20 protein-coding genes and 1 rRNA gene are annotated in these 26,899 nt (G+C 41.9%); 14 read left to right on the forward strand and 7 right to left on the reverse strand.

Annotated elements, in window-relative coordinates; all coding sequences use genetic code 11:
- Nucleotides 1–173: 173 nt before the first annotated feature.
- From rrf to AB5443_RS07210, 10 genes are all read left to right on the forward strand, one after another.
- Nucleotides 174–284, forward strand: a 5S ribosomal RNA gene (rrf, locus tag AB5443_RS07165).
- A gap of 484 nt (nt 285–768) precedes the next feature.
- A complete protein-coding gene (locus tag AB5443_RS07170) occupies nt 769–1,359 on the forward strand; it encodes a V-type ATP synthase subunit E family protein (RefSeq protein ID WP_073346402.1) in 591 nt (196 codons plus the stop codon).
- 11 nt (nt 1,360–1,370) lie between these two features.
- Nucleotides 1,371–2,213 carry a DUF2764 domain-containing protein gene (locus tag AB5443_RS07175; protein WP_044656342.1) on the forward strand — a complete coding sequence of 281 codons (843 nt, stop codon included), beginning with the start codon at nt 1,371–1,373 and terminating at the stop codon, nt 2,211–2,213.
- A gap of 17 nt (nt 2,214–2,230) precedes the next feature.
- Nucleotides 2,231–3,988 carry a V-type ATP synthase subunit A gene (locus AB5443_RS07180; RefSeq protein WP_277131574.1) on the forward strand — a complete coding sequence of 586 codons (1,758 nt, stop codon included), beginning with the start codon at nt 2,231–2,233 and terminating at the stop codon, nt 3,986–3,988.
- 33 nt (nt 3,989–4,021) lie between these two features.
- Complete coding sequence (locus AB5443_RS07185; protein ID WP_167965943.1) at nt 4,022–5,347, forward strand: V-type ATP synthase subunit B; 1,326 nt, start codon at nt 4,022–4,024, stop codon at nt 5,345–5,347.
- Between the two features lie 43 nt (nt 5,348–5,390).
- The gene (locus tag AB5443_RS07190) at nt 5,391–5,996 is read left to right on the forward strand and encodes a V-type ATP synthase subunit D (RefSeq protein WP_004297640.1); all 606 of its coding nucleotides are present in this window, start codon (nt 5,391–5,393) and stop codon (nt 5,994–5,996) included.
- Complete coding sequence (locus AB5443_RS07195) at nt 5,993–7,810, forward strand: V-type ATP synthase subunit I (RefSeq protein ID WP_368114046.1); 1,818 nt, start codon at nt 5,993–5,995, stop codon at nt 7,808–7,810. Before AB5443_RS07190 ends, AB5443_RS07195 begins: the two co-directional genes overlap by 4 nt.
- A gap of 55 nt (nt 7,811–7,865) precedes the next feature.
- Nucleotides 7,866–8,327 carry a V-type ATP synthase subunit K gene (locus tag AB5443_RS07200; RefSeq protein WP_005675599.1) on the forward strand — a complete coding sequence of 154 codons (462 nt, stop codon included), beginning with the start codon at nt 7,866–7,868 and terminating at the stop codon, nt 8,325–8,327.
- 205 nt (nt 8,328–8,532) lie between these two features.
- A complete protein-coding gene (locus AB5443_RS07205; RefSeq protein ID WP_044654103.1) occupies nt 8,533–10,194 on the forward strand; it encodes a glycogen/starch synthase in 1,662 nt (553 codons plus the stop codon).
- A 37-nt stretch (nt 10,195–10,231) separates the two neighbouring features.
- Entirely contained in the window at nt 10,232–12,796 is a 2,565-nt protein-coding gene (locus tag AB5443_RS07210) for a glycosyltransferase family 1 protein (protein ID WP_044654104.1), read from the forward strand.
- A gap of 140 nt (nt 12,797–12,936) precedes the next feature.
- On the opposite strand, the gene AB5443_RS07215 is transcribed toward AB5443_RS07210, so the two are convergent.
- Nucleotides 12,937–14,037: a TlpA disulfide reductase family protein gene (locus AB5443_RS07215; RefSeq protein ID WP_277131572.1), complete on the reverse strand. Its 1,101-nt coding sequence runs from the start codon at nt 14,035–14,037 to the stop codon at nt 12,937–12,939.
- Between the two features lie 138 nt (nt 14,038–14,175).
- Between AB5443_RS07215 and potA the strand changes: the two genes are divergently transcribed.
- From potA to AB5443_RS07235, 4 genes are read left to right on the forward strand one after another with little or no spacing between them, the layout of a single operon-like run.
- Nucleotides 14,176–15,567 (forward strand): polyamine ABC transporter ATP-binding protein, encoded by a 1,392-nt coding sequence (gene potA / locus AB5443_RS07220; RefSeq protein ID WP_195407573.1) that lies wholly within the window; start codon nt 14,176–14,178, stop codon nt 15,565–15,567.
- Between the two features lie 11 nt (nt 15,568–15,578).
- Nucleotides 15,579–16,379 carry an ABC transporter permease gene (locus AB5443_RS07225; protein ID WP_022137161.1) on the forward strand — a complete coding sequence of 267 codons (801 nt, stop codon included), beginning with the start codon at nt 15,579–15,581 and terminating at the stop codon, nt 16,377–16,379.
- The gene (locus tag AB5443_RS07230; RefSeq protein ID WP_022137160.1) at nt 16,373–17,167 is read left to right on the forward strand and encodes an ABC transporter permease; all 795 of its coding nucleotides are present in this window, start codon (nt 16,373–16,375) and stop codon (nt 17,165–17,167) included. Before AB5443_RS07225 ends, AB5443_RS07230 begins: the two co-directional genes overlap by 7 nt.
- A 32-nt stretch (nt 17,168–17,199) precedes the next feature.
- Nucleotides 17,200–18,537 (forward strand): ABC transporter substrate-binding protein, encoded by a 1,338-nt coding sequence (locus AB5443_RS07235; protein WP_073346589.1) that lies wholly within the window; start codon nt 17,200–17,202, stop codon nt 18,535–18,537.
- 87 nt (nt 18,538–18,624) lie between these two features.
- Here AB5443_RS07235 and AB5443_RS07240 read toward each other — a convergent pair whose 3' ends face one another.
- The 6 genes from AB5443_RS07240 to AB5443_RS07265 form a co-directional block, all read right to left on the reverse strand.
- Nucleotides 18,625–19,317 (reverse strand): DNA alkylation repair protein, encoded by a 693-nt coding sequence (locus tag AB5443_RS07240; protein WP_073346392.1) that lies wholly within the window; start codon nt 19,315–19,317, stop codon nt 18,625–18,627.
- Nucleotides 19,318–19,417: 100 nt separating this feature from the next.
- Nucleotides 19,418–20,068 carry a DUF4840 domain-containing protein gene (locus AB5443_RS07245; protein ID WP_277131571.1) on the reverse strand — a complete coding sequence of 217 codons (651 nt, stop codon included), beginning with the start codon at nt 20,066–20,068 and terminating at the stop codon, nt 19,418–19,420.
- Nucleotides 20,069–20,244: 176 nt separating this feature from the next.
- A complete protein-coding gene (locus AB5443_RS07250; protein WP_277131570.1) occupies nt 20,245–21,936 on the reverse strand; it encodes a response regulator transcription factor in 1,692 nt (563 codons plus the stop codon).
- A gap of 679 nt (nt 21,937–22,615) precedes the next feature.
- Nucleotides 22,616–23,212, reverse strand: a complete 597-nt coding sequence (locus AB5443_RS07255) for an AraC family transcriptional regulator (protein ID WP_277131569.1) — start codon at nt 23,210–23,212, stop codon at nt 22,616–22,618.
- A 926-nt stretch (nt 23,213–24,138) separates the two neighbouring features.
- Nucleotides 24,139–25,047: an Rpn family recombination-promoting nuclease/putative transposase gene (locus AB5443_RS07260; protein WP_277131568.1), complete on the reverse strand. Its 909-nt coding sequence runs from the start codon at nt 25,045–25,047 to the stop codon at nt 24,139–24,141.
- A gap of 503 nt (nt 25,048–25,550) precedes the next feature.
- Nucleotides 25,551–26,816: a DUF1735 and LamG domain-containing protein gene (locus AB5443_RS07265; protein WP_277131567.1), complete on the reverse strand. Its 1,266-nt coding sequence runs from the start codon at nt 26,814–26,816 to the stop codon at nt 25,551–25,553.
- Nucleotides 26,817–26,899: the final 83 nt, after the last annotated feature.

Genomic DNA, 26,899 nt, shown 5'->3' on the forward strand with positions numbered 1-26,899 from the left:
CGATGACGTTGATAGGATGCAGGTGTAAAGGTGGTAACATCATAGCCGAGCATTACTAATTGCCCGTTCACTTTCTTTTGGACTTGTACGGGGCGCGATATATACGTTTAGCGATTACTCCTTTAAAAGAGTAACAGACTGGAATTTTACTTTTCATCATGTCATAACCTTCTTCAGGTGGTTATAGCACGAGGGTTCCACCTCTTCCCATTCCGAACAGAGAAGTTAAGCCTCGTCACGCCGATGGTACTGCGTAACAGTGGGAGAGTAGGTAGCCGCCGTTTTTAAGAAGCCCCTTGATTCAACGAAAGAATCAAGGGGCTTTCTGTTTTTATATATCTCATGGTTTGCTCTATATACCTCGTATTTTGCTCTATGCACTTTTGTTGTTTACCCTATATTTTCTTTTTTGCTACTGTTTTCTACATGCCCCCTCATCTTTTTTACCTAAATTTCTTATTTTATTATTTAGTCTTTAATATATCCGTTTTAGTATCCCATTTGTCGCTTTCGGTATTTGCCCGTTTTCAGATGTCTTTTAGATTTCCTATATTTGCTTTCTCGCCAGATAAAATCAGAAAAGTGTCATTTCGTTATAAGAAAGGGGGAAAAACGGAATAAAAACAGTGTATAACTGTGATTTTTTCGCAAGGGAATATTTTTCTTTTCATCTTTCTCTTTTTTATCAAATTGATTTTTGTAAATTTGGCGAGAATCTAAGAAAGGTACACAATTAATACAGTAATAATACTAAATACTCCTGTTGATATGGAAAACAAAATTCAAGAGTTGACCGATAAGATTTATCGTGAAGGCGTGGAAAAAGGAAACGAAGAAGCGCAGAAACTTATCGCGAATGCTCAGGAAGAAGCAAAAAAAATCATTGAGGATGCTCGCAAAGAAGCAGAATCAATTGTAAATTCCTCTCGTAAATCCGCCGATGAATTGGTGGAAAATACAAAATCAGAGTTAAAACTGTTTGCCGGTCAGGCTGTTAATGCACTCAAGTCTGAGGTCGCTACTATGGTAACTGACAAGTTAGTAACTACTTCTGTGAAGGATTTCGCACAAGATAAAGATTATCTGAATGCGTTTATCGTTGCATTGGCTTCTAAGTGGAGTATAGACGAACCTATCGTCATCTCGACAGCCGACGCGGAATCACTGAAAAAGTATTTTGCTGCTCATGCAAAAGCTTTGTTGGATAAGGGAGTGACTATACAGCAAGTAAACGGTATCAAAACTTTATTCACTGTTTCTCCGGCGGACGGTTCCTATAAGGTGAACTTCGGAGAAGAAGAATTCATGAATTACTTCAAAGCGTTCTTGCGTCCTCAATTAGTAGAAATGCTATTTTAAAAGAAGCGACTATGAGTAGTAAGTACTATTACTTGGTAGCAGGTTTGCCGGAACTTTCGCTGGAAGACAGCAAACTGAGCTATACAGTAGCCGATTTTAAAACTGAAATCTACCCGGGATTGTCTGCTTCAGACCAGAAGTTGATTGACTTGTTTTATCTGAAGTTTGATAATGCGAATGTGCTGAAACTTCTCAAAGATAAAGAAGCCGAAATCGACAAACGGGGAAACTACTCTGCTGCGGAACTCACCGAATATATTTCTATTCTGAGGGAAGGCGGAGAAATCAGCCCCAAAGAATTTCCGGCTTATCTCTCTACATTTATCATCGATTATTTGAATACGCCTGCTGAAAGCACGGCTTTGCACGAAGACCATCTGGCTGCATTGTATTACGAATATGCCATGAAGTGTGGAAATAAGTTTGTTTCTGCCTGGTTTGAATTCAACCTCAACATTAATAATATCCTTGTCGCATTTACAAGCCGTAAATTCAAATGGGATATCGCTTCCAATGTCGTAGGTAACACGGAAGTATGCGAAGCTTTGCGTACGTCGAGTGCCCGCGACTTCGGATTGTCCGGTGAGGTGGAAGTTTTTGAATCGTTGGTGAAAATCAGTGAGATTACGGAATTGGTGGAACGTGAGAAGAAACTCGACGCTTTGCGATGGAACTGGATGGAAGATGCCATCTTCTTTGATTATTTCACCATCGAACGCATTTTCGCTTTCTTGTTGAAGTTGGAAATGATTGAACGGTGGATCTCATTGGATAAGGAGAGAGGAAATCAGTTGTTCAGAAGCATCATCGAATCGTTGAAGAACGAAGTGCAGATCCCTGCAGAATTCAGATAATAAATTATTAAAAATATATGGCAACAAAAGGAACTGTTAGTGGCGTTATTGCCAACATGGTGACCCTCGTCGTTGACGGCCCGGTAGCTCAGAATGAGATTTGTTATATCTCGACCGGTGGCGATAAGTTGATGGCGGAGGTGATTAAGGTTGTAGGTTCACATGTATATGTCCAGGTGTTTGAAAGCACCCGCGGACTGAAGGTGGGCGCCGAAGCCGAATTTACAGGACACATGCTCGAAGTGACATTAGGTCCGGGTATGTTATCGAAAAACTATGATGGTCTGCAGAATGACCTCGACAAGATGGACGGAGTTTTCCTGAAAAGAGGAGAATATACGTATCCGTTGGATAAGGAACGTATGTGGCATTTCGTTCCATTGGCAAATGTCGGCGACAAAGTGCAGGCTTCTGCATGGTTGGGACAGGTAGATGAGAACTTCCAGCCATTGAAGATAATGGCTCCGTTCACAATGGACGGAACGGCTACCGTTAAAACAATCATGCCGGAAGGTGACTATAGAATAGAAGACACGATTGCTATCCTGACGGATGAAGAAGGAAACGATATCCCTGTGACTATGATTCAGAGATGGCCGGTGAAACGTGCCATGACGAACTACAAGGAAAAACCGCGTCCTTTCAAATTGTTGGAAACAGGTGTACGTGTAATCGACACGCTGAACCCGATTGTGGAAGGTGGTACTGGCTTTATTCCTGGCCCGTTCGGTACGGGTAAGACAGTGCTTCAGCACGCCATCTCCAAACAGGCGGAAGCGGACATCGTTATTATCGCCGCTTGTGGTGAACGTGCAAACGAGGTTGTGGAAATCTTTACGGAGTTCCCCGAACTGGTCGACCCGCACACAGGGCGTAAGTTGATGGAACGTACCATCATTATCGCCAATACTTCAAACATGCCGGTAGCTGCCCGTGAAGCATCTGTATATACGGCAATGACTTTGGCAGAATATTACCGTTCAATGGGATTGAAGGTTCTGTTGATGGCCGACTCTACTTCCCGTTGGGCACAGGCTTTGCGTGAAATGTCCAACCGTATGGAGGAGTTGCCCGGACCGGATGCTTTCCCGATGGATATTTCGGCTATCATCTCCAACTTCTACGGTCGTGCAGGATACGTAAAACTAAGCAATGGCGAAACAGGCTCTATTACGTTCATCGGTACGGTATCTCCCGCCGGTGGTAACTTGAAAGAACCGGTAACTGAAAATACGAAGAAAGTAGCCCGTTGTTTCTATGCTTTGGAACAGGATCGTGCCGATAAGAAACGTTATCCGGCTGTGAACCCGATTGATTCTTATTCTAAATATATCGAATATCCGGAATTTGAGGAATATATCAAAAGTCATATCAATGGTGAATGGATTGGTAAGGTAAATGAACTGAAAACACGCTTGCAGCGTGGTAAGGAAATTGCCGAACAGATTAATATCCTTGGTGACGACGGTGTGCCGGTAGAATACCATGTTACTTTCTGGAAATCAGAATTGATCGACTTCGTTATCCTGCAGCAGGATGCTTTCGACGAAATCGACGCGGTAACTCCGATGGAACGTCAGGAAGATATTCTGAATATGATTATCGACATCTGCCATACGGAATTTGAGTTTGATAACTTCAATGATGTAATGGATTACTTCAAGAAGATGATTAACGTATGCAAGCAGATGAACTATTCGAAGTTCAAATCTGAGGAGTATGAAGGATTCCAGCAGCAACTGAAGGAATTGATTGCCGAAAGAAGTGTCAAATAGTAAATAGTAACTAGCTAAATAGTAAATATATAGATGGCAACAAAAGCTTTTCAAAAGATATATACCAAGATTACTCAGATTACGAAGGCTACTTGCTCGCTGAAAGCGACTGGAGTAGGGTATGACGAGCTTGCCACTGTGAACGGAAAACTGGCACAGGTGGTGAAGATTGCCGGTGACGATGTCACTTTGCAGGTATTTGAAGGTACGGAAGGTATTCCTACCAATGCTGAGGTGGTGTTCCTTGGCAAATCGCCTACATTGAAAGTAAGCGAGCAGTTGGCTGGACGTTTTTTCAATGCTTTCGGTGACCCGATTGACGGTGGCCCTGAGATTGAAGGACAGGAAGTGGAAATCGGCGGACCTTCCGTGAATCCGGTTCGACGCAAACAACCGTCGGAACTGATTGCAACCGGTATTGCAGGTATCGACTTGAACAATACACTGGTATCCGGTCAGAAGATTCCGTTCTTCGCCGACCCGGATCAGCCTTTCAACCAGGTTATGGCAAACGTGGCGCTGCGTGCCGAAACGGATAAGATTATCCTGGGCGGTATGGGTATGACGAATGATGACTACCTGTACTTTAAGAATGTGTTCTCTAATGCAGGTGCGCTCGACCGTATCGTGAGTTTCATGAATACGACTGAAAATCCGCCGGTGGAACGTCTGCTGATTCCGGATATGGCACTGACGGCTGCCGAATATTTCGCTGTAAATAATAATGAGAAAGTCCTGGTACTGTTGACGGATATGACCAGCTACGCCGATGCGTTGGCCATCGTGTCCAACCGTATGGACCAGATTCCTTCTAAAGACTCAATGCCGGGTTCACTTTATTCGGATTTGGCGAAGATTTACGAGAAGGCGGTACAGTTCCCTTCAGGCGGTTCAATCACAATTATTGCCGTGACTACACTGTCCGGTGGTGATATTACACACGCTGTGCCTGATAATACGGGTTATATCACTGAAGGTCAGTTGTTCCTGCGTCGTGATAGCGATATCGGTAAGGTTATTGTTGACCCGTTTCGCTCGTTGTCCCGTCTGAAACAGTTGGTTACCGGTAAAAAGACACGCAAAGACCATCCGCAGGTGATGAATGCCGCTGTACGTCTGTACGCCGATGCCGCTAACGCCAAGACGAAGATGGAAAATGGTTTTGACCTGACTAACTACGACGAACGTACGTTGGCTTTTGCGAAAGATTATTCTAATCAGTTATTGGCTATTGATGTCAATCTGGATACTACTGAAATGCTCGATGTGGCTTGGGGCTTGTTGGGCAGATACTTCCGTCCGGAAGAAGTAAATATCAAGAAAGACTTGGTAGATCAATACTGGCCAAAAGGCGAATAATAATAAACTTGTAATTAATAATTTATAATTAGTAATTAACAACGTGGCTATAAAGTTTCAATATAACAAGACCTCTCTTCAGCAGCTCGAAAAGCAACTGAAAGTGCGGGTGCGTACGCTTCCTATCATCAAGAATAAGGAAAGTGCTCTCCGCATGGAAGTGAAGCGCTGCAAAACGGAAGCTGCTGATTTGGAGGATAGGCTCGAGCAACAGATTCAAGCCTATGAAGCCATGTTCGCCCTTTGGAATGAGTTTGACGCTTCATTAATAAAGGTAAATGATGTTCATCTTGGCGTGAAGAAAATTGCCGGTGTACGTGTACCGTTGCTCGAAAATGTAGAATTCGAGATACGTCCGTACAGTATGTTTAACGCTCCCAAGTGGTATGCCGATGGTATCCACCTTTTAGAAGAGCTTGCTCATACGGCTATTGAACGTGAATTCATGCTCGCCAAGCTGAATTTGTTAGAACATGCAAGAAAAAAGACCACTCAGAAAGTGAATCTTTTTGAGAAGGTGCAGATACCGGGCTATCAGGATGCATTGCGAAAGATCAAGCGATTTATGGAAGATGAAGAAAACCTGTCGAAATCTTCGCAAAAGATCATGAAGTCCCATCAAGAAAAAAGGAAGGAGGTAGAGGCATGATTACAAAAATGAAGAAACTCACATTCCTGGTTTATCACAAGGAGCACGAAGGATTCCTGAACAGCCTGCGCGAACTTGGTGTGGTTCACATTGTGGAGAAGCAGCAAGGCGTTGCCGATAACTCGGAGCTGCAAGAGAATATCCGTCTTTCCAACCGTTTGGCAGCTACTTTGAAATTGCTTCAGAATCAGAAGCACGAAAAGAATGCCGTGATTGCTACGGAAGGTGGAACGGCTGCCCGCGGTATGCAAGTACTGGACGAAGTGGACGCTTTGCAGACGGAACACGGAAAGTTGTCCCAGCAGCTACAAAGCTATGCGAAAGAGAAAGAAGCACTGGAAGCTTGGGGTAACTTTGAGCCGGACGGTATTCGAAAACTGAAAGAGGCCGGTTATGTGATTGGTTTCTATAGCTGTTCGGAAGGTAACTATAAAGAAGAGTGGGAGACGGAATACAATGCAATGATTGTAAACCGCATTTCTTCCAAAGTGTTTTTTGTGACCGTAACGAAGGCCGGACAAGAGGTGGACTTGGATGTGGAGCAGGCGAAACTTCCCGCATACTCTCTGTCGCGTCTTGAAGCGCTTTATGATACGACCGAACAGGCGATTGAAGAGAACGAAAAGAAACTCGTTGCACTTTCCGAAGCGGATGTTCCTTCTCTGAAGGCGGCTTTGAAAGAGTTGCAGAGTCAGATTGAATTCTCCAAAGTCGTATTAAGTTCTGAACAGGCTGCCGGTGATAAACTGATGCTGATTGAAGGATGGGCACCTGCTTATAGTAAGGTAGAGATAGAAGCTTATCTGAATGACGTACATGTATATTATGAGATTACCGATCCGATGCCGGGTGACGATGTTCCTATTCGATTGAACAATAAGGGATTCTTTGCCTGGTTCGAGCCGATTTGCAAGTTGTATATGCTTCCGAAGTATAATGAACTGGACTTGACTCCGTTCTTTGCTCCGTTCTTTATGGTATTCTTCGGACTCTGTCTGGGAGACTCGGGATACGGACTTTTCCTGTTCCTGGGAGCTACGGCATATCGCTTACTGGCAAAGAAGGTAACTCCGTCAGCGAAGTCGATTATATCATTGATACAAGTTTTGGCGGTTTCAACTTTCTTCTGCGGTCTGCTGACAGGTACGTTCTTCGGAGCGAACATCTATGATTTGGACTGGCCTATCGTTCAACGTCTGAAACATGCTGTCCTGATGGATAACAATGATATGTTCCAGTTGTCGTTGATATTGGGAGTTGTTCAGATTCTGTTCGGTATGGTGCTGAAAGCAGTGAATCAGACGATTCAGTTTGGTTTCAAATATGCGGTGGCAACAATCGGATGGATTCTTCTGCTGGTTTCACTGGCTGTTTCGGCTCTGTTGCCGAAAGTATTACCGATGGGAGGCACGGTACATCTCGTTATTCTGGGTATTTCGGCCGCTATGATATTCCTTTATAACAGTCCGGGAAAGAATATTTTCATGAATATCGGACTGGGATTATGGGATTCATACAACATGGCTACCGGTTTGCTTGGAGATGTCCTGTCATACGTTCGTCTGTTTGCCCTCGGTCTTTCCGGCGGTATTCTGGCGGGAGTATTCAACAGCCTGGCAGTAGGTATGAGCCCGGATAATGCAATAGCAGGGCCTATCGTGATGGTGCTGATTTTCGTTATCGGTCATGCAATCAATATCTTTATGAATGTGCTCGGTGCCATGGTTCACCCGATGCGTCTGACGTTTGTCGAGTTCTTCAAGAACTCCGGATACGAAGGCGGTGGCAAGGAGTACAAACCTTTTAGAAATTAGAATTTGAAGATTAAAATTAAAGTAAGAATTAAACAATAAAAAATAGAATAAGATTATGGAAATGAATTTGTTTATTGCCTACATTGGCATCGCAGTTATGGTTGGTTTGTCAGGCATTGGTAGTGCTTACGGAGTAACTATTGCAGGTAACGCTGCTATCGGAGCATTGAAGAAGAATGATAGTGCATTCGGTAACTTCCTGGTATTGACAGCCCTTCCGGGTACACAGGGACTTTACGGTTTTGCCGGTTACTTTATGTTCCAGACTATTTTCGGTATCCTGACTCCTGAGATTACAGCTATCCAGGCATCGGCCGTGCTTGGCGCAGGTATCGCTTTGGGTTTGGTTGCCTTGTTCTCAGCTATCCGCCAGGGACAGGTTTGTGCCAACGGTATCGCTGCTATCGGTCAGGGACACAACGTATTTAGCAATACATTGATTCTTGCCGTATTCCCGGAACTTTATGCTATCGTAGCTTTGGCGGCAACCTTCTTGATTGGTAGCGCTCTCGCATAATTTTTTCTGCGGGATTATTCCCGTTAAAAAAACATTCAATCCCCTTGCTAATGCAGCTTTGCATTGGCAAGGGGATATTCTTTTCTTACTGCAAACGAACGTTTCTTTCCTCTTCTTAAATCATATTTTTTGTATAAAGTATTATTTTTCAAAGAATAATGCGTACTTTTGCACTCGCATACTAAAAAGAGTTTTAATATATTATATGGTAAAAGATTTATTAACCCCCGATTATATCTTCGAGTCCAGCTGGGAAGTATGTAATAAAGTGGGAGGGATATACACCGTCTTGTCGACACGGGCAAATACATTGCAGGAAAAGTTCCGTGACAGAATTTTTTTCATAGGTCCTGATGTGTGGCAAGGAAAAGAGAACCCTCTATTCATCGAGTCGGATAACCTATGTGCTGCCTGGAAAAAGCATGCACTTGAAAATGACGAACTTTCCGTCCGTGTAGGACGATGGAACATCCCCGGTGAACCCATAGTCATTCTAGTCGATTTCCAACCTTTTTTTGAGAAAAAAGACGATATATACACAGAAATGTGGAATCGTTTTCAAGTAGATTCGTTGCACGCTTATGGCGATTACGACGAAGCTTCCATGTTTTCGTATGCTGCGGGCAGAGTGGTGGAGAGTTTCTATCACTACAACCTGACAGAAACGGATAAGGTGGTATATCAGGCTCATGAATGGATGACAGGAATGGGAGCACTTTATGTACAAGAAGCTGTGCCCGAGGTGGCGACTATTTTTACGACCCATGCTACTTCCATCGGTCGGTCGATTGCAGGTAATCATAAGCCGTTGTATGACTATTTGTTTGCCTATAACGGCGATCAGATGGCTCAGGAACTGAATATGCAATCGAAACACTCGATTGAAAAACAGACAGCACATTATGTGGATTGCTTCACCACGGTCAGCGAAATCACCAACAACGAATGTAAGGAACTGCTGGACAAGCCGGCGGATGTAGTCCTTATGAACGGTTTTGAGGATGATTTTGTGCCGAAAGGAAGTACATTCACCGGAAAACGTAAACGTGCGCGTTCCCTGATGCTGAATGTAGCGAATAAATTACTGGGAACAAATCTGGGTGACGATACGTTAATTGTCGGAACCAGTGGACGATATGAGTTCAAGAACAAGGGAATCGATGTATTTCTGGAATCATTGAACCGCTTGAACAGGGATAAGAACCTGCATAAGAATGTATTGGCATTTATCAATGTGCCCGGTTGGGTAGGCGATCCCCGTGAAGATTTGCAGGAACGTCTGAAGAGCAAGGATAAGTTCGATACTCCGCTTGAAGTGCCGTTCATTACCCATTGGCTGCATAATATGACGCATGACCAGGTGTTGGATATGCTGAAATATCTAGGAATGGGAAATCGTCCGGAAGATAAGGTGAAAGTTATTTTCGTACCTTGCTATCTGGACGGCCGCGACGGTATCATGAACAAGGAGTATTATGATATATTACTGGGACAGGATTTGAGTGTCTATGCTTCCTATTATGAACCTTGGGGATATACCCCATTGGAAAGCGTAGCATTCCATGTGCCGACAATCACTACCGATCTGGCCGGATTCGGACTTTGGGTGAATAGCCTGAAAAACCAGCATGGTATCAATGATGGGGTAGAGGTGCTTCATCGTTCGGACTACAATGACTCGGAAGTAGCGGATGGTATCAAAGATACGATTACGCTGTTTGCGGACAAGACTGAAAAAGAAGTGAAGGAAATTCGCAAGCATGCCGCTGAAGTGGCGGAACAAGCTTTGTGGAAACACTTTATACAATATTACTATGAGGCTTACGACATTGCCCTGCGCAATGCTATGAAGCGTCAATTGAGTTAAGGTAAAATTTATTCATCAATAAGTAAATAAAAACATTATGAAAATTAAAGTTAGTAATGTGAATACTCCCAACTGGAAAGAGGTTACTGTAAAATCACGTATACCGGAAGAGTTGGAGAAGTTGTCTGAAATCGCACGCAACATTTGGTGGGCATGGAATTTTGAAGCGACTGAACTGTTTAGAGATCTAGATCCGGAACTTTGGAAAGAATGTGGACAGAATCCTGTACTGTTGTTGGAACGTATGAGCTATGAAAAGCTGGAAGCTCTGGCAAAAGACAAGGTGATTCTGAGAAGAATGAATGAAGTTTATACGAAATTCAGAGATTACATGGATGTGAAGCCGGATGAACAGCGTCCGTCTGTAGCCTATTTCAGCATGGAATATGGCTTGAGCAGCGTCCTGAAAATATATTCCGGTGGTTTGGGTGTGTTGGCCGGTGACTATTTGAAAGAAGCTTCCGACAGCAATGTGGATTTGTGTGCGGTAGGTTTCTTGTACCGTTACGGTTACTTTACCCAAACGTTGTCTATGGACGGACAGCAGATCGCAAACTACGAAGCACAGAACTTCGGTCAGCTTCCTATCGACCGCGTAATGGACGCAGACGGCAAGCCGTTGGTAGTAGACGTTCCTTACTTGGATTATTATGTTCACGCTAACGTATGGCGTGTTAATGTAGGACGTATTTCTTTGTATCTGTTGGATACGGACAATGAAATGAACAGTGAGTTCGACCGTCCTATCACTCACCAACTTTATGGTGGCGACTGGGAAAACCGACTGAAACAGGAAATCCTGTTGGGTATCGGTGGTATCCTGACGCTGAAGGCATTGGGTATCAAGAAAGATATTTATCACTGTAATGAAGGACATGCTGCATTGATTAATGTTCAGCGTATCTGTGACTACGTAGCTACCGGATTGACATACGATCAGGCTATCGAACTGGTTCGTGCTTCTTCTCTTTATACGGTTCATACACCGGTTCCGGCAGGACACGACTATTTTGATGAAGGCTTGTTCGGTAAATATATGAGTGGCTATCCTGCAAGAATGGGTATCACTTGGGACGACTTGATGGATCTCGGACGTAACAATCCGGGTGATAAGGGCGAACGTTTCTGTATGTCTGTCTTTGCTTGCAACACTTCTCAGGAAGTGAACGGTGTAAGCTGGCTGCACGGAAAAGTCTCTCAGGAAATGTTCTCTTCTATCTGGAAAGGTTATTTCCCCGAAGAAAGCCACGTAGGATATGTGACGAACGGTGTTCACTTCCCGACTTGGAGCGCTACGGAATGGAAAGAACTGTACTTTAAATATTTCAACGAAAACTTCTGGTTTGACCAGTCTAATCCTAAAATTTGGGAAGCTATCTACAATGTGCCCGATGAAGAGATTTGGAAGACTCGTATGACGATGAAGAATAAGTTGGTTGACTATATCCGCAAGTCATTCCGCGATACTTGGTTGAAGAATCAGGGAGATCCTTCACGCATTGTTTCGCTGATGGATAAAATCAATCCGAACGCATTGCTGATCGGTTTCGGCCGTCGTTTTGCTACTTACAAACGTGCGCACCTGTTGTTTACTGACTTGGAACGTCTTTCCAAGATTGTGAACAATCCTGACTATCCGGTACAGTTCCTGTTTACAGGTAAGGCTCACCCGCACGATGGAGCAGGACAGGGCTTGATTAAACGTATCATCGAAATCTCCCGTCGTCCTGAATTCCTGGGTAAGATTATCTTCCTCGAAAACTACGATATGCAGTTGGCTCGTCGTCTGGTTTCAGGTGTTGATATTTGGTTGAATACTCCGACCCGTCCGTTGGAAGCATCCGGTACATCTGGCGAAAAGGCATTAATGAACGGTGTTGTCAACTTCTCCGTATTGGACGGATGGTGGCTGGAAGGTTACCGCGAAGGTGCAGGTTGGGCGTTGACTGAAAAACGTACTTACCAGAATCAAGAACACCAGGATCAATTAGATGCTGCTACTATTTACAGTATTCTTGAGACAGAAATCATGCCGTTGTACTATGCCCGCAACAAAAAGGGATATTCGGAAGGCTGGATCAAGGTTGTGAAGAATTCTATCGCGCAGATTGCTCCTCACTATACAATGAAACGTCAGTTGGATGACTACTTTAGCAAATTCTATTGCAAACAGGCAAAACGCTTTGCGTCTTTGTCTGCCGATAACAATGCAAAAGCAAAAGAAATCGCAGCTTGGAAAGAAGAAGTGGTTGCTAAATGGGATTCTATCGAAATCGTGTCTTCAGATACAGTGGAAGAACTGAAGAAAGGCGACATCGAAAGCGGAAAAGAATATACTATCACTTACGTAATCGATGAGAAAGGCTTGAATGATGCAGTAGGACTTGAACTGGTAACGACATATACGACTGCCGACGGTAAACAACATGTTTACTCAGTAGAGCCGTTCAACGTAATCAAGAAAGAAGGCGATTTGTACACATTCCAGGTTAAACATAGCTTGTCGAATGCAGGTAGCTTCAAGGTGGCTTATCGTATGTTCCCGAAGAACCCGGATCTTCCGCATCGTCAGGACTTCTGCTACGTGCGTTGGTTTGTCTGATTAATTGAGAATAAAGTAGGGAGAGTAAATCTCCCTGCTGCTTTCATAGATAAAATTAGCCCCTGCAATCTTAAAGAATGCAGGGGCTAAATTTTTATCATCAAGAGACTGTCTCCAGAACGAAACAGTCTTTGCTTCTTTTATTTTACTGCTTCTGCTATTTTAGCTTGAAGCTCTTCTCCGTGCAGGCCGCGAGCGATAATCGTACCGTCACCGTCGATCAACACTGTGTGAGGGATGCTGTTTATAGCGTAAAGTTGTGCACCTTCACTTTGCCAGAATTTCAAGTCGGACATTTGCGGCCAAGTCATGTTCAGTTTCTTGATAGATTCTTTCCACGCAGCACCGTCTTGGTCGAGAGATACACCTACAATTTCAAAGTTTTTGCCTTTGTATTTAGCGTAAGCTTCTACCAGGTTAGGCATTTCGCGACGGCAAGGACCGCACCAGCTAGCCCAGAAGTCTACCAATACCACTTTGCCTTTACCTACGTAATCAGACAGTTTCACAGCTTTTCCGTCAGGAGTCTGCATTTCGAAATCAATGAACTTGGTACCTACGGCAGTCTTTTTCTGCTTTTCGGTCAGCTCTTTGATTTTTACGATTGCTTCATCGTTTTGCAAGTTAGCCGGAACCTGTTGTAGTAATGCTTCGTTTTCGGCAGTTGAGTTATTGTAGAAAGTCTGTTTGAACAAGAATACGCCGACCGGGTTGGTGATGTTTTTCTGTACAGCTTCCTTAATTGCGTTTTCGTACTGTTCCTGCAACTCTGCTCCTTCTTTTTGCTTGGCTTCTTTCTGTTCGTCGCTCAAGGTAGTGTCACCCATTGATTCATAGATGCCATTCATTTTCTTGCTGATGTCATTGATTTTGGCTCTGAGTTCCTGGTAAGCGTCGTTGTTGGCAGTACCGGTAACAGAATCATCATCTTTGCCTAACGTGACATTGATTTTTCCGTTTTCGAGGAAGAAATCAACCATCAACGGTGTTCCGTTTACTTCACAAGTGACATAACGGCTGACAACAGAATCTTGTGTACCTTCAAAGGTAAAAGTACCTTTTTTGATAACAGCAGTATCGAGTTTAGTCAAATTTCGACCTGTAGCTTCCTGAAGATAAACGGTGTCACCATCGGCTGCGCCCTCTACTGTACCTGTAACAACGTAACCAGCTTTGTTACCGGTACAAGCTACCATACCCAGGGCGGCTGTTGCGATAACTAAATAAGTTAATTTTTTCATGCTTTTGTAAGATTAGTGAATAAATATTTATGCAAAGATAGATTATTTTTCTCTCGAGCATCGAAAAACACTGTTATATTAGATTAACACGTAGGTGAAAACCGCAGAAATGTGTACCTTTGCAGCCCAAACTTTAGTATGAATATGCAAGAAGATAAATCCATCATTGAGGTAAGCCATGTCTCGAAGTTTTTCGGCGAGAAAACAGCATTGGATGATGTGACACTGAACGTGAAAAAGGGCGAGTTTGTCACGATACTCGGACCTTCCGGTTGCGGAAAAACCACGTTGTTGCGTCTCATAGCCGGTTTTCAGACAGCTTCGGAAGGCGAAATCAGAATTTCGGGGATGGAAATCACACAAACTCCGCCCCACAAGCGTCCGGTAAATACGGTATTCCAGAAATATGCCCTGTTTCCGCACTTGAATGTTTACGACAATATCGCTTTCGGTCTGAAACTGAAAAAGACACCGAAGCAGACCATTGGGAAGAAAGTGAAAGCTGCTCTGAAAATGGTAGGCATGACGGATTATGAATATCGTGATGTCGATTCTCTCTCCGGGGGGCAGCAACAGCGTGTAGCCATCGCCCGTGCCATTGTCAACGAGCCGGAAGTGTTGCTTCTGGATGAACCGCTGGCAGCACTTGACCTGAAAATGCGTAAGGATATGCAGATGGAACTCAAAGAAATGCATAAATCTTTGGGAATCACATTTGTCTATGTCACTCATGACCAGGAAGAGGCGCTTACGCTGAGTGATACTATTGTCGTGATGAGTGAGGGAAAGATTCAGCAGATCGGTACGCCGATTGATATTTATAACGAGCCTATCAATTCTTTTGTCGCGGACTTTATCGGAGAAAGTAACATCTTGAATGGTACGATGATTCATGACAAACTGGTACGCTTCTGCGATACGGAGTTTGAATGTGTGGACGAAGGATTTGGTGAGAATACATCGGTTGATGTGGTGATTCGTCCGGAAGATTTATATATTTTCCCGGTTTCGGATATGGCACAGTTGACAGGAGTGGTGCAGACTTCCATATTCAAAGGTGTGCATTATGAGATGACCGTGCTTTGCGGCGGCTATGAATTCCTTGTGCAGGATTACCATCATTTTGAGGTCGGAGCGGAAGTCGGTCTGTTGGTGAAGCCGTTCGATATCCATATTATGAAGAAAGAGCGTGTCTGCAATACTTTTGAAGGAAAGTTACTGGATGCCACTCATGTGGAATTCCTCGGTTGTAACTTTGAATGTGCTTCGGTGGAAGGTATTGAACCCGAAACGAATGTCAAAGTGGAAGTGGATTTCGACAAGGTAATTCTTCAGGATAATGAAGAAGACGGAACATTGACGGGTGAAGTGAAGTTTATCCTTTATAAGGGTGACCATTATCATTTGACGGTGTTCTCCGACTGGGACGAGAATGTGTTTGTAGATACGAATGACGTGTGGGACGACGGCGACCGTGTAGGTATTACCATCCCCCCGGATGCAATTCGTGTAATTAAAATAACCGATTAACAGGAAAGGAAGTGAATAAGAGGTTTTTGGTCTTTTTGTCATCACGTAAGAGTTGGACTCTCCCTTACATTATTTTTTCGGCGATCTTTGTGGTCATACCGTTGTTCTTGATTGTTGTGTATGCGTTTACTGACGATAACGGTCATTTGACACTCGCCAATTTTCAGAAGTTCTTCGAACATCCCGAAGCAATCAATACCTTTGTCTATTCGATAGGCATTGCTATTATTACCACCCTTGTTTGTCTTTTGCTGGGTTATCCTGCTGCCTGGATACTAAGCAACAGTAAGTTGAACCGTTCCAAGACGATGGTCGTCCTGTTTATTCTTCCAATGTGGGTGAATATCCTGGTGCGTACTTTGGCTACGGTCGCTTTATTCGACTTTTTCAGTGTACCGTTGGGTGAGGGGGCTTTGATATTCGGTATGGTGTACAACTTTATCCCCTTTATGATTTATCCTATCTATAACACGTTGCAGAAGATGGATCATAGTTATATCGAAGCTGCGCAGGATTTGGGCGCCAACCCCGTACAGGTCTTTCTGAAAGCAGTTCTTCCGCTTTCCATGCCGGGGGTGATGAGTGGCATTATGATGGTGTTTATGCCGACTATATCGACTTTTGCTATTGCCGAGCTGTTGACGATGAACAATATCAAGCTGTTCGGTACGACGATTCAGGAGAACATCAATAACAGTATGTGGAATTATGGAGCGGCGCTTTCGCTTATCATGTTACTGCTGATAGCCGCTACTTCTTTGTTTAGCACTGACGATAAAGACAACTCTAACGAAGGAGGTGGGCTATGGTAAAGAAAATATTTGCGCAGGCTTACTTGTGGATATTGCTGTTGTTGCTTTATTCTCCTATCGTGATTATCATCATCTATTCCTTCACCGAAGCGAAAGTGTTGGGCAACTGGACAGGTTTTTCTACCAAACTTTATACTTCGCTTTTCACCACAGGCACGCATCATTCCTTGATGAATGCACTGATTAATACGATCACTATTGCCCTGTTGGCTGCAACTGCTTCTACCTTGTTGGGGAGCGTAGCTGCTATCGGCATCTTTAATTTGAAATCCCGTTCGCGCAAAGCGATTAGTTTTGTGAATAGTATTCCTATTCTGAATGGAGATATTATTACGGGTATTTCGCTTTTTCTTCTATTTGTTTCTTTGGGAATCACACAAGGATATACAACTGTAGTGCTTGCGCACATCACATTTTGTACGCCTTACGTTGTGTTAAGTGTCCTGCCGCGTCTGAAGCAGATGAATCCGAATATTTATGAAGCTGCCCTCGATTTGGGAGCAACTCCCATGCAAGCCTTGTGGAAAGTCATTGTACCGGAGATTCGTCCGGGAATGATTAGCGGTTTCATGCTTGCGTTGACACTGTCTATTGACGATTTTGCCGTAACTGTGTTTACTATCGGTAATCAAGGTTTGGAGACGCTTTCCACTTATATTTACGCTGATGCCCGCAAAGGTGGTCTGACACCGGAACTTCGCCCGCTTTCCGCTATTATTTTTGTAGTAGTGCTGGCGTTGCTTATCGCGATCAATTACCGTGCAGGGAAAGCGAAGAAAAAAGATTAATGGATTACTAAATGTGCTACTACGTAAATAATATGAAAAGAATAATTCCTGTTATCCTGTTATTGTTGAGTCTGGCCGGATGTTATAACTCCGGCGAACCCCGTGAGCGGGTTCTCAAAATCTATAACTGGGCGGATTATATCGGAGATAGTGTACTCGAAGATTTTCAGGCGTATTATAAGGAGCAGACGGGCGAAAATATCCGCATTGTTTATCAGACATTCGACATCAACGAGATTATGCTGACGAAGATCGAGAAAGGGCATGAAGATTTTGATGTGGTTTGTCCTTCGGAATATATCATTGAGCGTATGTTGAAGAAGCATTTGCTTCTGCCTATTGACACGAATTTTGCCCATTCTCCCAATTATATGAATAATGTGTCTCCGTTTATTCGTGAGCAAATCAATAAATTGAGCCAACCGGGAGAGGAAGCGAGCCGCTATGCGGTGTGCTATATGTGGGGAACGGCAGGGCTTCTGTACAATCGTGCTTATGTTCCCGATTCGGTTGCGGCATCCTGGGATTGTCTCTGGAATAAGAAGTATGCCGGAAAAATCCTGATGAAAGATAGTTATCGCGATGCTTACGGTACGGCTATTATCTATGCGCATGCCAAGGAATTGGAAGAGGGGACAGTGACAGTGGAAGAACTGATGAACGACTATTCTCCACGTGCGATGGAACTGGCGGAAAAGTATCTGAAAGCGTTGAAGCCGAATATAGCAGGTTGGGAAGCTGACTTCGGTAAGGAGATGATGACGAAGAATAAGGCTTGGCTGAATATGACCTGGAGCGGTGATGCGATATGGGCGATTGAAGAAGCTAATGCGGTAGGAGTGGACTTGGATTATGAAGTTCCTAAAGAAGGAAGCAATATATGGTATGACGGTTGGGTCATTCCGAAATATGCGAAGAACCCGAAAGCTGCCAGTTACTTTATCAATTTCATGTGTCGCCCGGATATCGCTTTGAGAAATATGGATTTCTGCGGATATGTAAGTTCGATTGCTACTCCCGAGATTTTGGAAGAGAAGACCGATACGACACTTGCCTATTTTGCCGATTTGAGCTATTTTTTCGGGCCGGGTGCCGATAGCATACAGATTGATAAGATACAATACCCCGACCGCAAAGTGGTGGAACGATGTGCTATGATCCGTGATTTTGGCGACAAGACGAAAGAAGTGCTTGATATTTGGTCACGTATTAAGGGAGATAATTTGGGAGTGGGTATAACTATTCTTATTTTCGTTGTCGTTGCTTTGATGAGCGGTTGGATGATATATAAGAGATGGCAACGTTACAGTCGTCAGAAGCAACAGAACCGCAGAAGCAGAAGAAAAAAGGTAAAGAGGAATCAACGTTAATTCCTTCGGATATATATTGAAAATGAAATAGCCCGGTGAACAGAATGTTGATAGCAGAATGTTCATCGGGCTATTTTTATATTGTCATTATCGCCGTTTCATGTTTCGGAGTACGTCTTTAGTTTCTTTATCTACGCGAAGCGATTCGATTGTTTTCTGCAATGATTTATTATAAGTCCAGTTATCCAGTTTACTCTGTTTCAGATATTCCATTGTCTTTTCGGGGAACTTGATGAAGCAGATGGATATCATCCAAGCCATAGCCATACGTGCATAATAAGCATCATGGCAGAATGAGTCTGCGTATGTCAGCAATGAGTCGATATGGTCTTTATCCACATAATGGAAAAGCATCACAATACCGAATCGTATTTCAAATTCTTTGGGGGATGTCAGATAAGGCTGAATGAATTGCCATACAACTTCTTTTCCTTTTTTTGCAGCAGTCTTCAGTTCTCCGCAAAAGATGTCGCATACAGCCCAGTTATCAATGCGGGGAACGAACATGCTGACGTATTTCAGTCGTTCGTCAAGTTCCATTTTGGCTAATCCGATGACCATTCCCTGAAGCATTGTTTCCTCATAAAACTTGGTATCGGTTGCTTCCACAAATATACGCCAATCTTCTCTCTTAGCGATTTCTTTTGCCAGTATCCGTAGTTGCGGAATACGTACACCGAGAATATTTTCGGTTCCGGGGACTAAGGCGGAATGAAATTCCTGATACTTGGAATCTACTAAAGTCTGCAATTCTTTTCGAATGTTTTCCGTTGTAGTCATTTTGTTATAGTTGGGTTATTTCACAAAGGTATAAAAAAAGAGCATGCCTTGCGCACAGGCATACTCCATTTTAGCTTTTTCTTTCAATAATAGGTTTGTATTACTTCTTGACCATGTCGAAAGTAAATGTTGTAACCGGGAAATCAGGGAAATCTGCTTCTCCGATTTTTACTCCTGTTGCTTTGATAACGAATGCCAGTTTTTTGCCTTCATAAACGTAGACACCGTTCTTTTCAGCTTCGATAGTCACTTTGATAAGCATTTCAGGGTCTTGCCCTTCTTCTTGTACTTGGGTCGGGATAGTGAGTTTGATTTCTAAAGGTTCAGGTTTTAGTTGAAGCAGGATATTTGCTTTATTTTCATCAAAAGTCGGTGTATAAGGGATATTGTAGTTAATATCGCCTATATTTTCGATAATGACTCCGGCATTTTCTTCACCGACAATGCTTTTAATCAGGTCATCAACCGGAAGTTTCTTAATCATAATCTGATTGTCTTTTACTTCGGCAGTAACTTGAGCTCCTGTCGGTTCTTCTCCCTCTTCAGCATTTTCCTGAGGATTGACGGCTACGGACTCCGTCAGCATTGTACCGGAGTAATTACCATCAACATCTTTAAGGGAATATACAGGAATGTCCGAATCGTCGTCACTGCTACACGCAGTAAAAGAAGTTACCATGCTCAATGCCATTGCGAATAAGACAAAGCGGTTAAAACAACAAACTTTTTTCATTTTAGTTAAAGTTTTCATACTGTTTAAAAAATTAGATTATTAATTTCAAAATTAAGGTGTACGTACATAGTGTAAATGCTACGATTAATAAAATACTGCATGAAGAAATAAAATAAAGAGAGAATCCTTCATATGAGTACTATGATGTAGACCCCTGTTCATGGGATCTTCGGATATATAAGTTTGTTCTTGTCTTATTGTTTTTTCATGATAGACTCGCTTGGCGTTATTCCAAAATACTCTTTGTATTTATGACGGAAGTTTTTGAGGCTCTTCAACCCGATCATTTCCGGAAGAACATTGACAGAGTATTTTCCGCTTTCCAATAGTTCACGCGCTTTTTCCATACGGATCCGGTAAATGAAGTACTTGGGTGCTTCTCCTGTCAGTACTTTCCATTTATTAAAAAAAGCAGTTCTGCTCATATATAGTTCTGAGGCGATTTCGTCTATTGTCAGATTTTCCTTGTCTATATTCCTTTGAATAAATTCTTTTACTTGGTTGATAAATACGTACTTATCCTCATTTGGGTTTTCCTCTTCCTCAACTTCCAGAAATTGCTTCCCGAATATTTTTTGCAGGAATGATTTTCTGAGGAAACGGTTGTTCCTGATAAGGACATTCATTTCTATCTTTAAATCTTCGATATGAAAGGGCATATATAAGAATGTGTCAGCCAGGGAACTTTCTCTTTTGCTGCGTTGTCCTATATCCATATGTGAACCGTAGAGGATAATGGGGATGACGGATGTTTCTACTGATGTTTTTAGTCTCGACGACAGTTCGTTGCCGTACATCCCATGAAGCATAATGTCGCAAATTACTAAATCCGGGTATTCTTCTTTTATACATTCCAAAGCGTCCAAACCGTTTGCGAAGCTTCTTATAATAAAATCCTTTGATAAACGTTCTTCCAGATACAACCTGAATTCTTTGTTGCTGTCAGCAAGTACGACCAACGGCTTGGCGGAATTTCTCTTTTGTGTATCCTTGCCGGACAAGGCATCTATTCTTTCTTCTGTCAAGTTTGCCGAGATATTCATGCTGCTATGGTGGCGAACATTTCCCGTCGAATCTTTTGAAGGGAATTTTAGGATAATAGTGCGGTTGGAATGGTTAATCAGAATCTTTCCATTACACATTTTTATCAGCCTTTTGCAGAATATATTTTTGGCAAAATTGTATTCGACTTCTTTTTTCCGTTGGAATAGCTGCCACTTTTTACATTTATAGCATTGAAGTAACTTTTTATTTTCGAAACCAGTAATTTTTATTTGCCAGTTTTGGGAATTTGAGGTGATTAACAGGGTTATTGTTTTTTTTTGTCCGGTATGGTCTATGGCATTTTTTATGAATTTATCAATGACTGGAGATATTTTGCTTGGGTCGAACCACGCACTGGCGTAATTAAAGTCAGTTTTTATGTCCAGCCCAACCATGTTGTTGGCAGCATGTGCCTTCAAAGAAGTGACTCGGCTTTTGATAAATATTCCCAGTTCATATTCTGAGGAATCCAACTTTTCAGAGTTTGCGAACAATTGCTTTAAATTCATCAACCTCGTTAAATGTATGTTGAGGTAATCTATGTTTTGGATAGCTACTGATAACTCTTTCCTGATATTTTCGGGGCAAATATCATTACATGCTATTTTCAATGGGGTATGAACCAGTGTAAGCGGGGCACGGATGTTCTCGAAGGAGTCTATAAAGTACTGGCTTCCTTCTTTGAGAAGATTTTTTTCTTTCTGTATCGTAATGATACGCGTTATAATCCAATAAATAGAGATTCCTCCTGCCAGAAGTATGGAGGTGAAATTAAATTGATAAAGAATAAGTACTGTCATGGCACTGGAAACGAGGGGCGACGTTTGTAATAAGTATTTCATATTATATTTTTTAGTGACGTCACTCAGATGAAATAAACCCGTTGCTTTCGTTTGAGGAAAAAAGAGGAAATTCACTATCTTGATATTTTGAATCATTTTTTTGAAAGAAACGGTGAATATCCTCTAAGTAACAATTATTAATCAGTTTTATTGGTTGAATATTGTTTGGGCTACTTTAGATGCGTAGGGGAGCGTATGTATTTCCTCATATATCAACTGAAAAGATGATGGAGATTAGGTTTTTATAAGAAGGGATGATTGGTCTATTTTTACGAAGTAAAAATAATGATAAGTTCTAATAAGTAGATACTGTTGTCAGTCTTGAATACTGATTTGTTGCTGTATGGTGTTAAGAGTGCGTGAAATGGTATAGTTATATTGTGATTTGTTGGTAATATGCATACTTTACCAGAATCATCAGGTTAATTTAAAGTATTCTATAGCATGAATTAATAAATTCCGGCTTTCTATTAGCTATTTCATACGGATGATTTAGTCTGTTGCTGTTGAGTAACTTTGGGGATACACAAGTGTGTCAAGCTTGCTGCACAAGTCTGTCTGTATAGATGCACAAGTGTAACTTCCTTGTTGTTTTCTCTTGACAAGAAGCTCGCCATTGACCTCTAATTTATCAATGACGGGCAACTTACGATTTTTCCAATATTATACGGACTGACCGTTAAATGGATGATTTTCCAACCCTTTTGATGGCTTCACTCGGTGTTATCCCAAAGTGTTTCTTGAAACGTTCCCGGAAGTTTTTTTCGTCCTTTAATCCAATCAAATTAGGTATTTCATTTACAGCATATTTTCCACTAGTCAATAATTCCCATGCTTTTTCCATACGGATTCGATGAATAAAAAAATTTGGAGCTTCACCTGTGATGGACACCCATAATTCGTAAAATTTGGTTCGGCTCATACCAACATCTTTGGATATTTTTTTTATTGTTATCTTATCTATATCGGTCAGGCTTTCCAACACCAAATTTTTCACTTTGTTAATAAGGTTGTAATCATTTTCATTTAGAACTTTAACAGAGGCTGGTAAAGTTGGTGATGTGTTATCATTGTTACCGATATTTTGCAAAGAAGTGTGGGGTAATGTAAGCGGGTGATGTACGTTAGGAAAAGAATTAATCAGATATTGAATTTCTTCTTTTAGAAGATCGTTTTCTCTCTTTAATGTTAATAAATGGGGTATGTATGAGTATAATGAAATAATTATTGCTTTTATCGTTGAGATAGAAATCAATGTTCTTTTTAAAAGATTCATGTTATTATATTTTTAGTGACGCTACTTGCTTGAATAGCCTTTTTCCTTTTATAGAAAAACACAAATATGTCCTACAACTATGAAAGCATAGCTGTATATGACTACAAACTCAAATAATATGATCTCTTAATTGTTCGTTATGTGGGAGGTCAATATTCAGAATCAAGTTCTATATTCAAAGTCTAAATATTAATGTTTTAATTTGTCAAGGAAAAAAAGCACCTCCTCCCAAGTAATGATGTTTTGTTTATTTTTTTATTTTTGTTTTCGGCATTATATAATTAGCCTGTTAAGTGGAGACAGAGAAAGGAGGCGACCTGGATTTAAAGGGTTTACTATTGGATTGTCTGCCAATAGCTGTTTGTGTTTGATTTATCATATACAAATTAACAACTACAATACTATTTTTCTTTGCAATAGATAAGAAATTATCTTTACGAAGTAAATGTAATGATTTGTCTAATATTTGTAATATTAAGAGTGTGTAATTTGTTGGGGTATTATAAAAAATGTGGGTGGTTAATAGGAGATTGTAAGTAAAAGTTGTATAATTGCTTTGTAATGTTATATTTTCTGTCTTTATTGAAAAAGGCAGGTTATGATGGGGCTCAATTTTTGAATATTTTCATGTGTTAAAATATAGTGTAAAATATCTATAATTACAGAAGATGGATTTGTGGCGAAAAATATTAAAATAAAGAGAGGTATCTGGATGTTGCAGACACCTCTCAATTGTATATAAATAATATTGCAGTCTGCATCATCCAATCATCCATTCTCCCAAATTTCGTTTTTCGGCATCGAAAACGATACCGATTTTTACTAGCCGTCTGCCATCTACAGTATAAGGTAGGAGATATCTTTGACAAAGGTAACTCTTATATGACTCTTGTTTATAATTCAATATTCTTATAGGCTTTGATTGTTTATAACTTCTCTATTTCCTCCAGCGATAGTCCGGTAGCTTTATGAATGGCTGCTATGTCTAATCCTAATGACTTTAAATTATTAGCAATTTCTAGTCTTTCTTCCATTCTACCTTCCATTCTACCTTCCATACGTCCTTCCATACGTCCTTCCATACGTCCTTCCATTCTACCTTCCAGCTTTGCTCCATCCAATACGTCGTTTTGTATCATGATGGCACTTAGATGTTCGTCGTAGGCATGCCGTTCTTCTTTGGACATATTGTAATAAATAAGTTTCCGGCGTGCTTCTTCCAATCCGGGAGCTTTGGTGTCGGGTCGAATGCAACCGGTTTTCAAGTATTCAATCCACTCTTCCAATGGAGTGACGGCTACTTTATCAAATTCATTCACGCGAATCAGGAAATACTCTGGAAAGATTTCTGCTGGAATTTTATGAACGATGGCGTCCTTTTCTTTGGTGGTCACTTCCAGTCTGTCTCCTGTGTGTACTCCGATAAAATGGTTTTGGCCGTGATACAAATAATCTTCTCCCTTGCCGATATCAAAGTACAGAATGCTGATGGAGTAAATCTTTTTCACTGCATAGTAACGTTCGCCTAAAGAAATATGTTCTGTGATTGCTTTAGCCACTCCGTATAAGATACGTTCCAGATAATAGAGTTCCCGTGTATTTTGGATCTCTACAATAATGATTTCATCCTTGCTGTTTTTGGCTTTGATGTCTACCCGGTTGAATTTATCATCGATTGTTTGTTGGTTACTTTCACTTTCCAATATCTCTATGATTTTCACGTTTTCACCGAGAAGAACGGTCAGGAAACCTTCCAATACGCCGAAATTTGCTTTTTGGCGGAGAAGTCTCTTCACAGCCCAGTCAAAGCGTATATATTTATCTTGTTGTTCCATTTCAATTTATTTTTAGGTTATTGCAAAGCTACGACTTTTTTTAGATAATAGCTACTCTTTGACAATAATATATCCCATAGATAGTGAAAAAGACTACCTTCTATCAAAGTGAGTTTATTGTGTAAATTTATTTGGCGAGCATTCCATTTACCAAACTTCTAGTAAAAAGTGCAGTTTTCTTCTGATAAAAGCGAAAAGCCTATAGATGATTTTTGTAAACTTATATAAAATAGAGGGGCATTTAAGGCTTAAGATGTTGATTATAAGCGCTGTGACATTTTTGTTTCTTCCCGTATAATACTTAAAATAAGAACAAAAATGTCACGGCGCTTAAAGCTCAAGAATCTTCGGTTGCTACTACTCTTGTTTTCACTCGAAACTTTCTCTCCAGTTAATTCTATGAGCGTTGGAAGAGTTAGTAGCTTCCGAAGGATGATTGGTTAAATAGGAGAAGAGGGGCTTGGTTCTTTAATGGGATAGTGCCCGGAATTCTCCATACTTGATTATTCTTTGTTTTTCTGCGTCACTTCGATGCCGGTCGGCCATACAGCTTTGGCGTGTGCTTTCGCATCGTTTCCATGTCCGGTATAGTCTTTGGCGATATCCCCTTGACCCTCGTTGAACTTCCAATAAGCTTGCAGCCCGGGTGTGTTCACGGGGTCTTCTATGTTATACATATTATCGAAGATTTCTTGCTGGGAACGGACAACGTTCCATACGCGCACTTCACAGATTTCGCCGTCGAGTTGGCGGGACATATCTTCCGGTTCACCATAAGAATGACCAATCTTGAATTTGAAGTCCTTTTCTTTTTGCATACCCAGATTGATGGGTTCTCCTTTGCCATAATCTTCTATGCGGCTTTGCTCACGTCCGTCTACATAGATGACTGCCACTTTCTGTTCCGTATCGAAGGTCACTGCTACGTGATACCATTCGCCTGCCTGCAACAGCTTGTTGTAGTCGGCGAGCGGGAATTTTATCTCATTACACGAGAACTGCAACTGCTGTGCGGGGAAGTTAGCATCGCCTATGCGGAAGAGGCAGTATTGCTCGATACCCATGATGGTGGTGATTTCCCTTGGGTCAGCACCATTCTTGAAGTCGTTCACACGGATGATAGCTTCAAAGGTGAGTTGCGTCATATTGTTTACCACATCGGCGGTTGGGCTGTCTTTGTCGAAGCCCGGCACTTCAAAGAAATTACTTTTCAAGTTGACTGCCGTAGTGATGGCGCTTGAACGGCGGATGACGTAGCAGATGGTTTTCGAACCACCCAGAGTATTCATGCCGCCGGACACCTGACTGATGGTGACGGGAAGCAGGTAGCTGGCATCAATTTCAAGCCCTGTCAGCTCGTTAAAGTCGATGGTGACAGGTTTGGAACTGGTTTTACCTTTCGGAATGACCGTTTGCTGTGCCGATAGTTTGTAGTGCTTGGCATCGAGTATAGTATAATTAGTCCCCAATCGGGCGTTGTAGGTATCAACCAACGAAGGTTCTACATTAATACCCACATTGATATCCTCGCCTGCGGGACGTGCCAACAGTGCGGAGATTTCCCTCTGTCCCGTCTCGATAGTACGGTTGAAGGTAAAGTTCGATACATCCTTTAGCTCGGCGGCATCCAGATAGACCACGTTGTCGAAAGGCGAAGCGTTGCTGTAGTCTTTGTTATCACAACCGGCAAGTGCTGTCAGCGTGCCCACGGTGACACTCGCAAATGAGGCGAATGATAAGATGCCTCGAATAATACTTTTTGTTTTCATGCGATTCTTGGTTTTTAAAAGTTTATTATTAACAGGTGATTACTAATTTTTTTATATTGACGCTTTAAGTAAAGCGGATTATA

Source organism: Bacteroides sp. RTP21281st1_H5_RTP21281_210402, from assembly GCF_040918965.1.
GTDB classification, from domain to species: domain Bacteria; phylum Bacteroidota; class Bacteroidia; order Bacteroidales; family Bacteroidaceae; genus Bacteroides; species Bacteroides congonensis.

Excerpts from the sequence above, each read along its gene's own strand:
- AB5443_RS07170 (WP_073346402.1), top strand. The coding sequence starts at position 769 with ATGGAAAACAAAATTCAAGAGTTGACCGATAAGATTTATCGTGAAGGC.
- AB5443_RS07175 (WP_044656342.1), top strand. The coding sequence starts at position 1,371 with ATGAGTAGTAAGTACTATTACTTGGTAGCAGGTTTGCCGGAACTTTCG.
- AB5443_RS07180 (WP_277131574.1), top strand. The coding sequence starts at position 2,231 with ATGGCAACAAAAGGAACTGTTAGTGGCGTTATTGCCAACATGGTGACC.
- AB5443_RS07185 (WP_167965943.1), top strand. The coding sequence starts at position 4,022 with ATGGCAACAAAAGCTTTTCAAAAGATATATACCAAGATTACTCAGATT.
- AB5443_RS07195 (WP_368114046.1), top strand. The coding sequence starts at position 5,993 with ATGATTACAAAAATGAAGAAACTCACATTCCTGGTTTATCACAAGGAG.
- AB5443_RS07200 (WP_005675599.1), top strand. The coding sequence starts at position 7,866 with ATGGAAATGAATTTGTTTATTGCCTACATTGGCATCGCAGTTATGGTT.
- AB5443_RS07205 (WP_044654103.1), top strand. The coding sequence starts at position 8,533 with ATGGTAAAAGATTTATTAACCCCCGATTATATCTTCGAGTCCAGCTGG.
- AB5443_RS07210 (WP_044654104.1), top strand. The coding sequence starts at position 10,232 with ATGAAAATTAAAGTTAGTAATGTGAATACTCCCAACTGGAAAGAGGTT.
- AB5443_RS07215 (WP_277131572.1), bottom strand. The coding sequence starts at position 14,037 with ATGAAAAAATTAACTTATTTAGTTATCGCAACAGCCGCCCTGGGTATG.
- potA (WP_195407573.1), top strand. The coding sequence starts at position 14,176 with ATGAATATGCAAGAAGATAAATCCATCATTGAGGTAAGCCATGTCTCG.
- AB5443_RS07230 (WP_022137160.1), top strand. The coding sequence starts at position 16,373 with ATGGTAAAGAAAATATTTGCGCAGGCTTACTTGTGGATATTGCTGTTG.
- AB5443_RS07235 (WP_073346589.1), top strand. The coding sequence starts at position 17,200 with ATGAAAAGAATAATTCCTGTTATCCTGTTATTGTTGAGTCTGGCCGGA.
- AB5443_RS07240 (WP_073346392.1), bottom strand. The coding sequence starts at position 19,317 with ATGACTACAACGGAAAACATTCGAAAAGAATTGCAGACTTTAGTAGAT.
- AB5443_RS07245 (WP_277131571.1), bottom strand. The coding sequence starts at position 20,068 with ATGAAAACTTTAACTAAAATGAAAAAAGTTTGTTGTTTTAACCGCTTT.
- AB5443_RS07250 (WP_277131570.1), bottom strand. The coding sequence starts at position 21,936 with ATGAAATACTTATTACAAACGTCGCCCCTCGTTTCCAGTGCCATGACA.
- AB5443_RS07255 (WP_277131569.1), bottom strand. The coding sequence starts at position 23,212 with ATGAATCTTTTAAAAAGAACATTGATTTCTATCTCAACGATAAAAGCA.
- AB5443_RS07260 (WP_277131568.1), bottom strand. The coding sequence starts at position 25,047 with ATGGAACAACAAGATAAATATATACGCTTTGACTGGGCTGTGAAGAGA.
- AB5443_RS07265 (WP_277131567.1), bottom strand. The coding sequence starts at position 26,816 with ATGAAAACAAAAAGTATTATTCGAGGCATCTTATCATTCGCCTCATTT.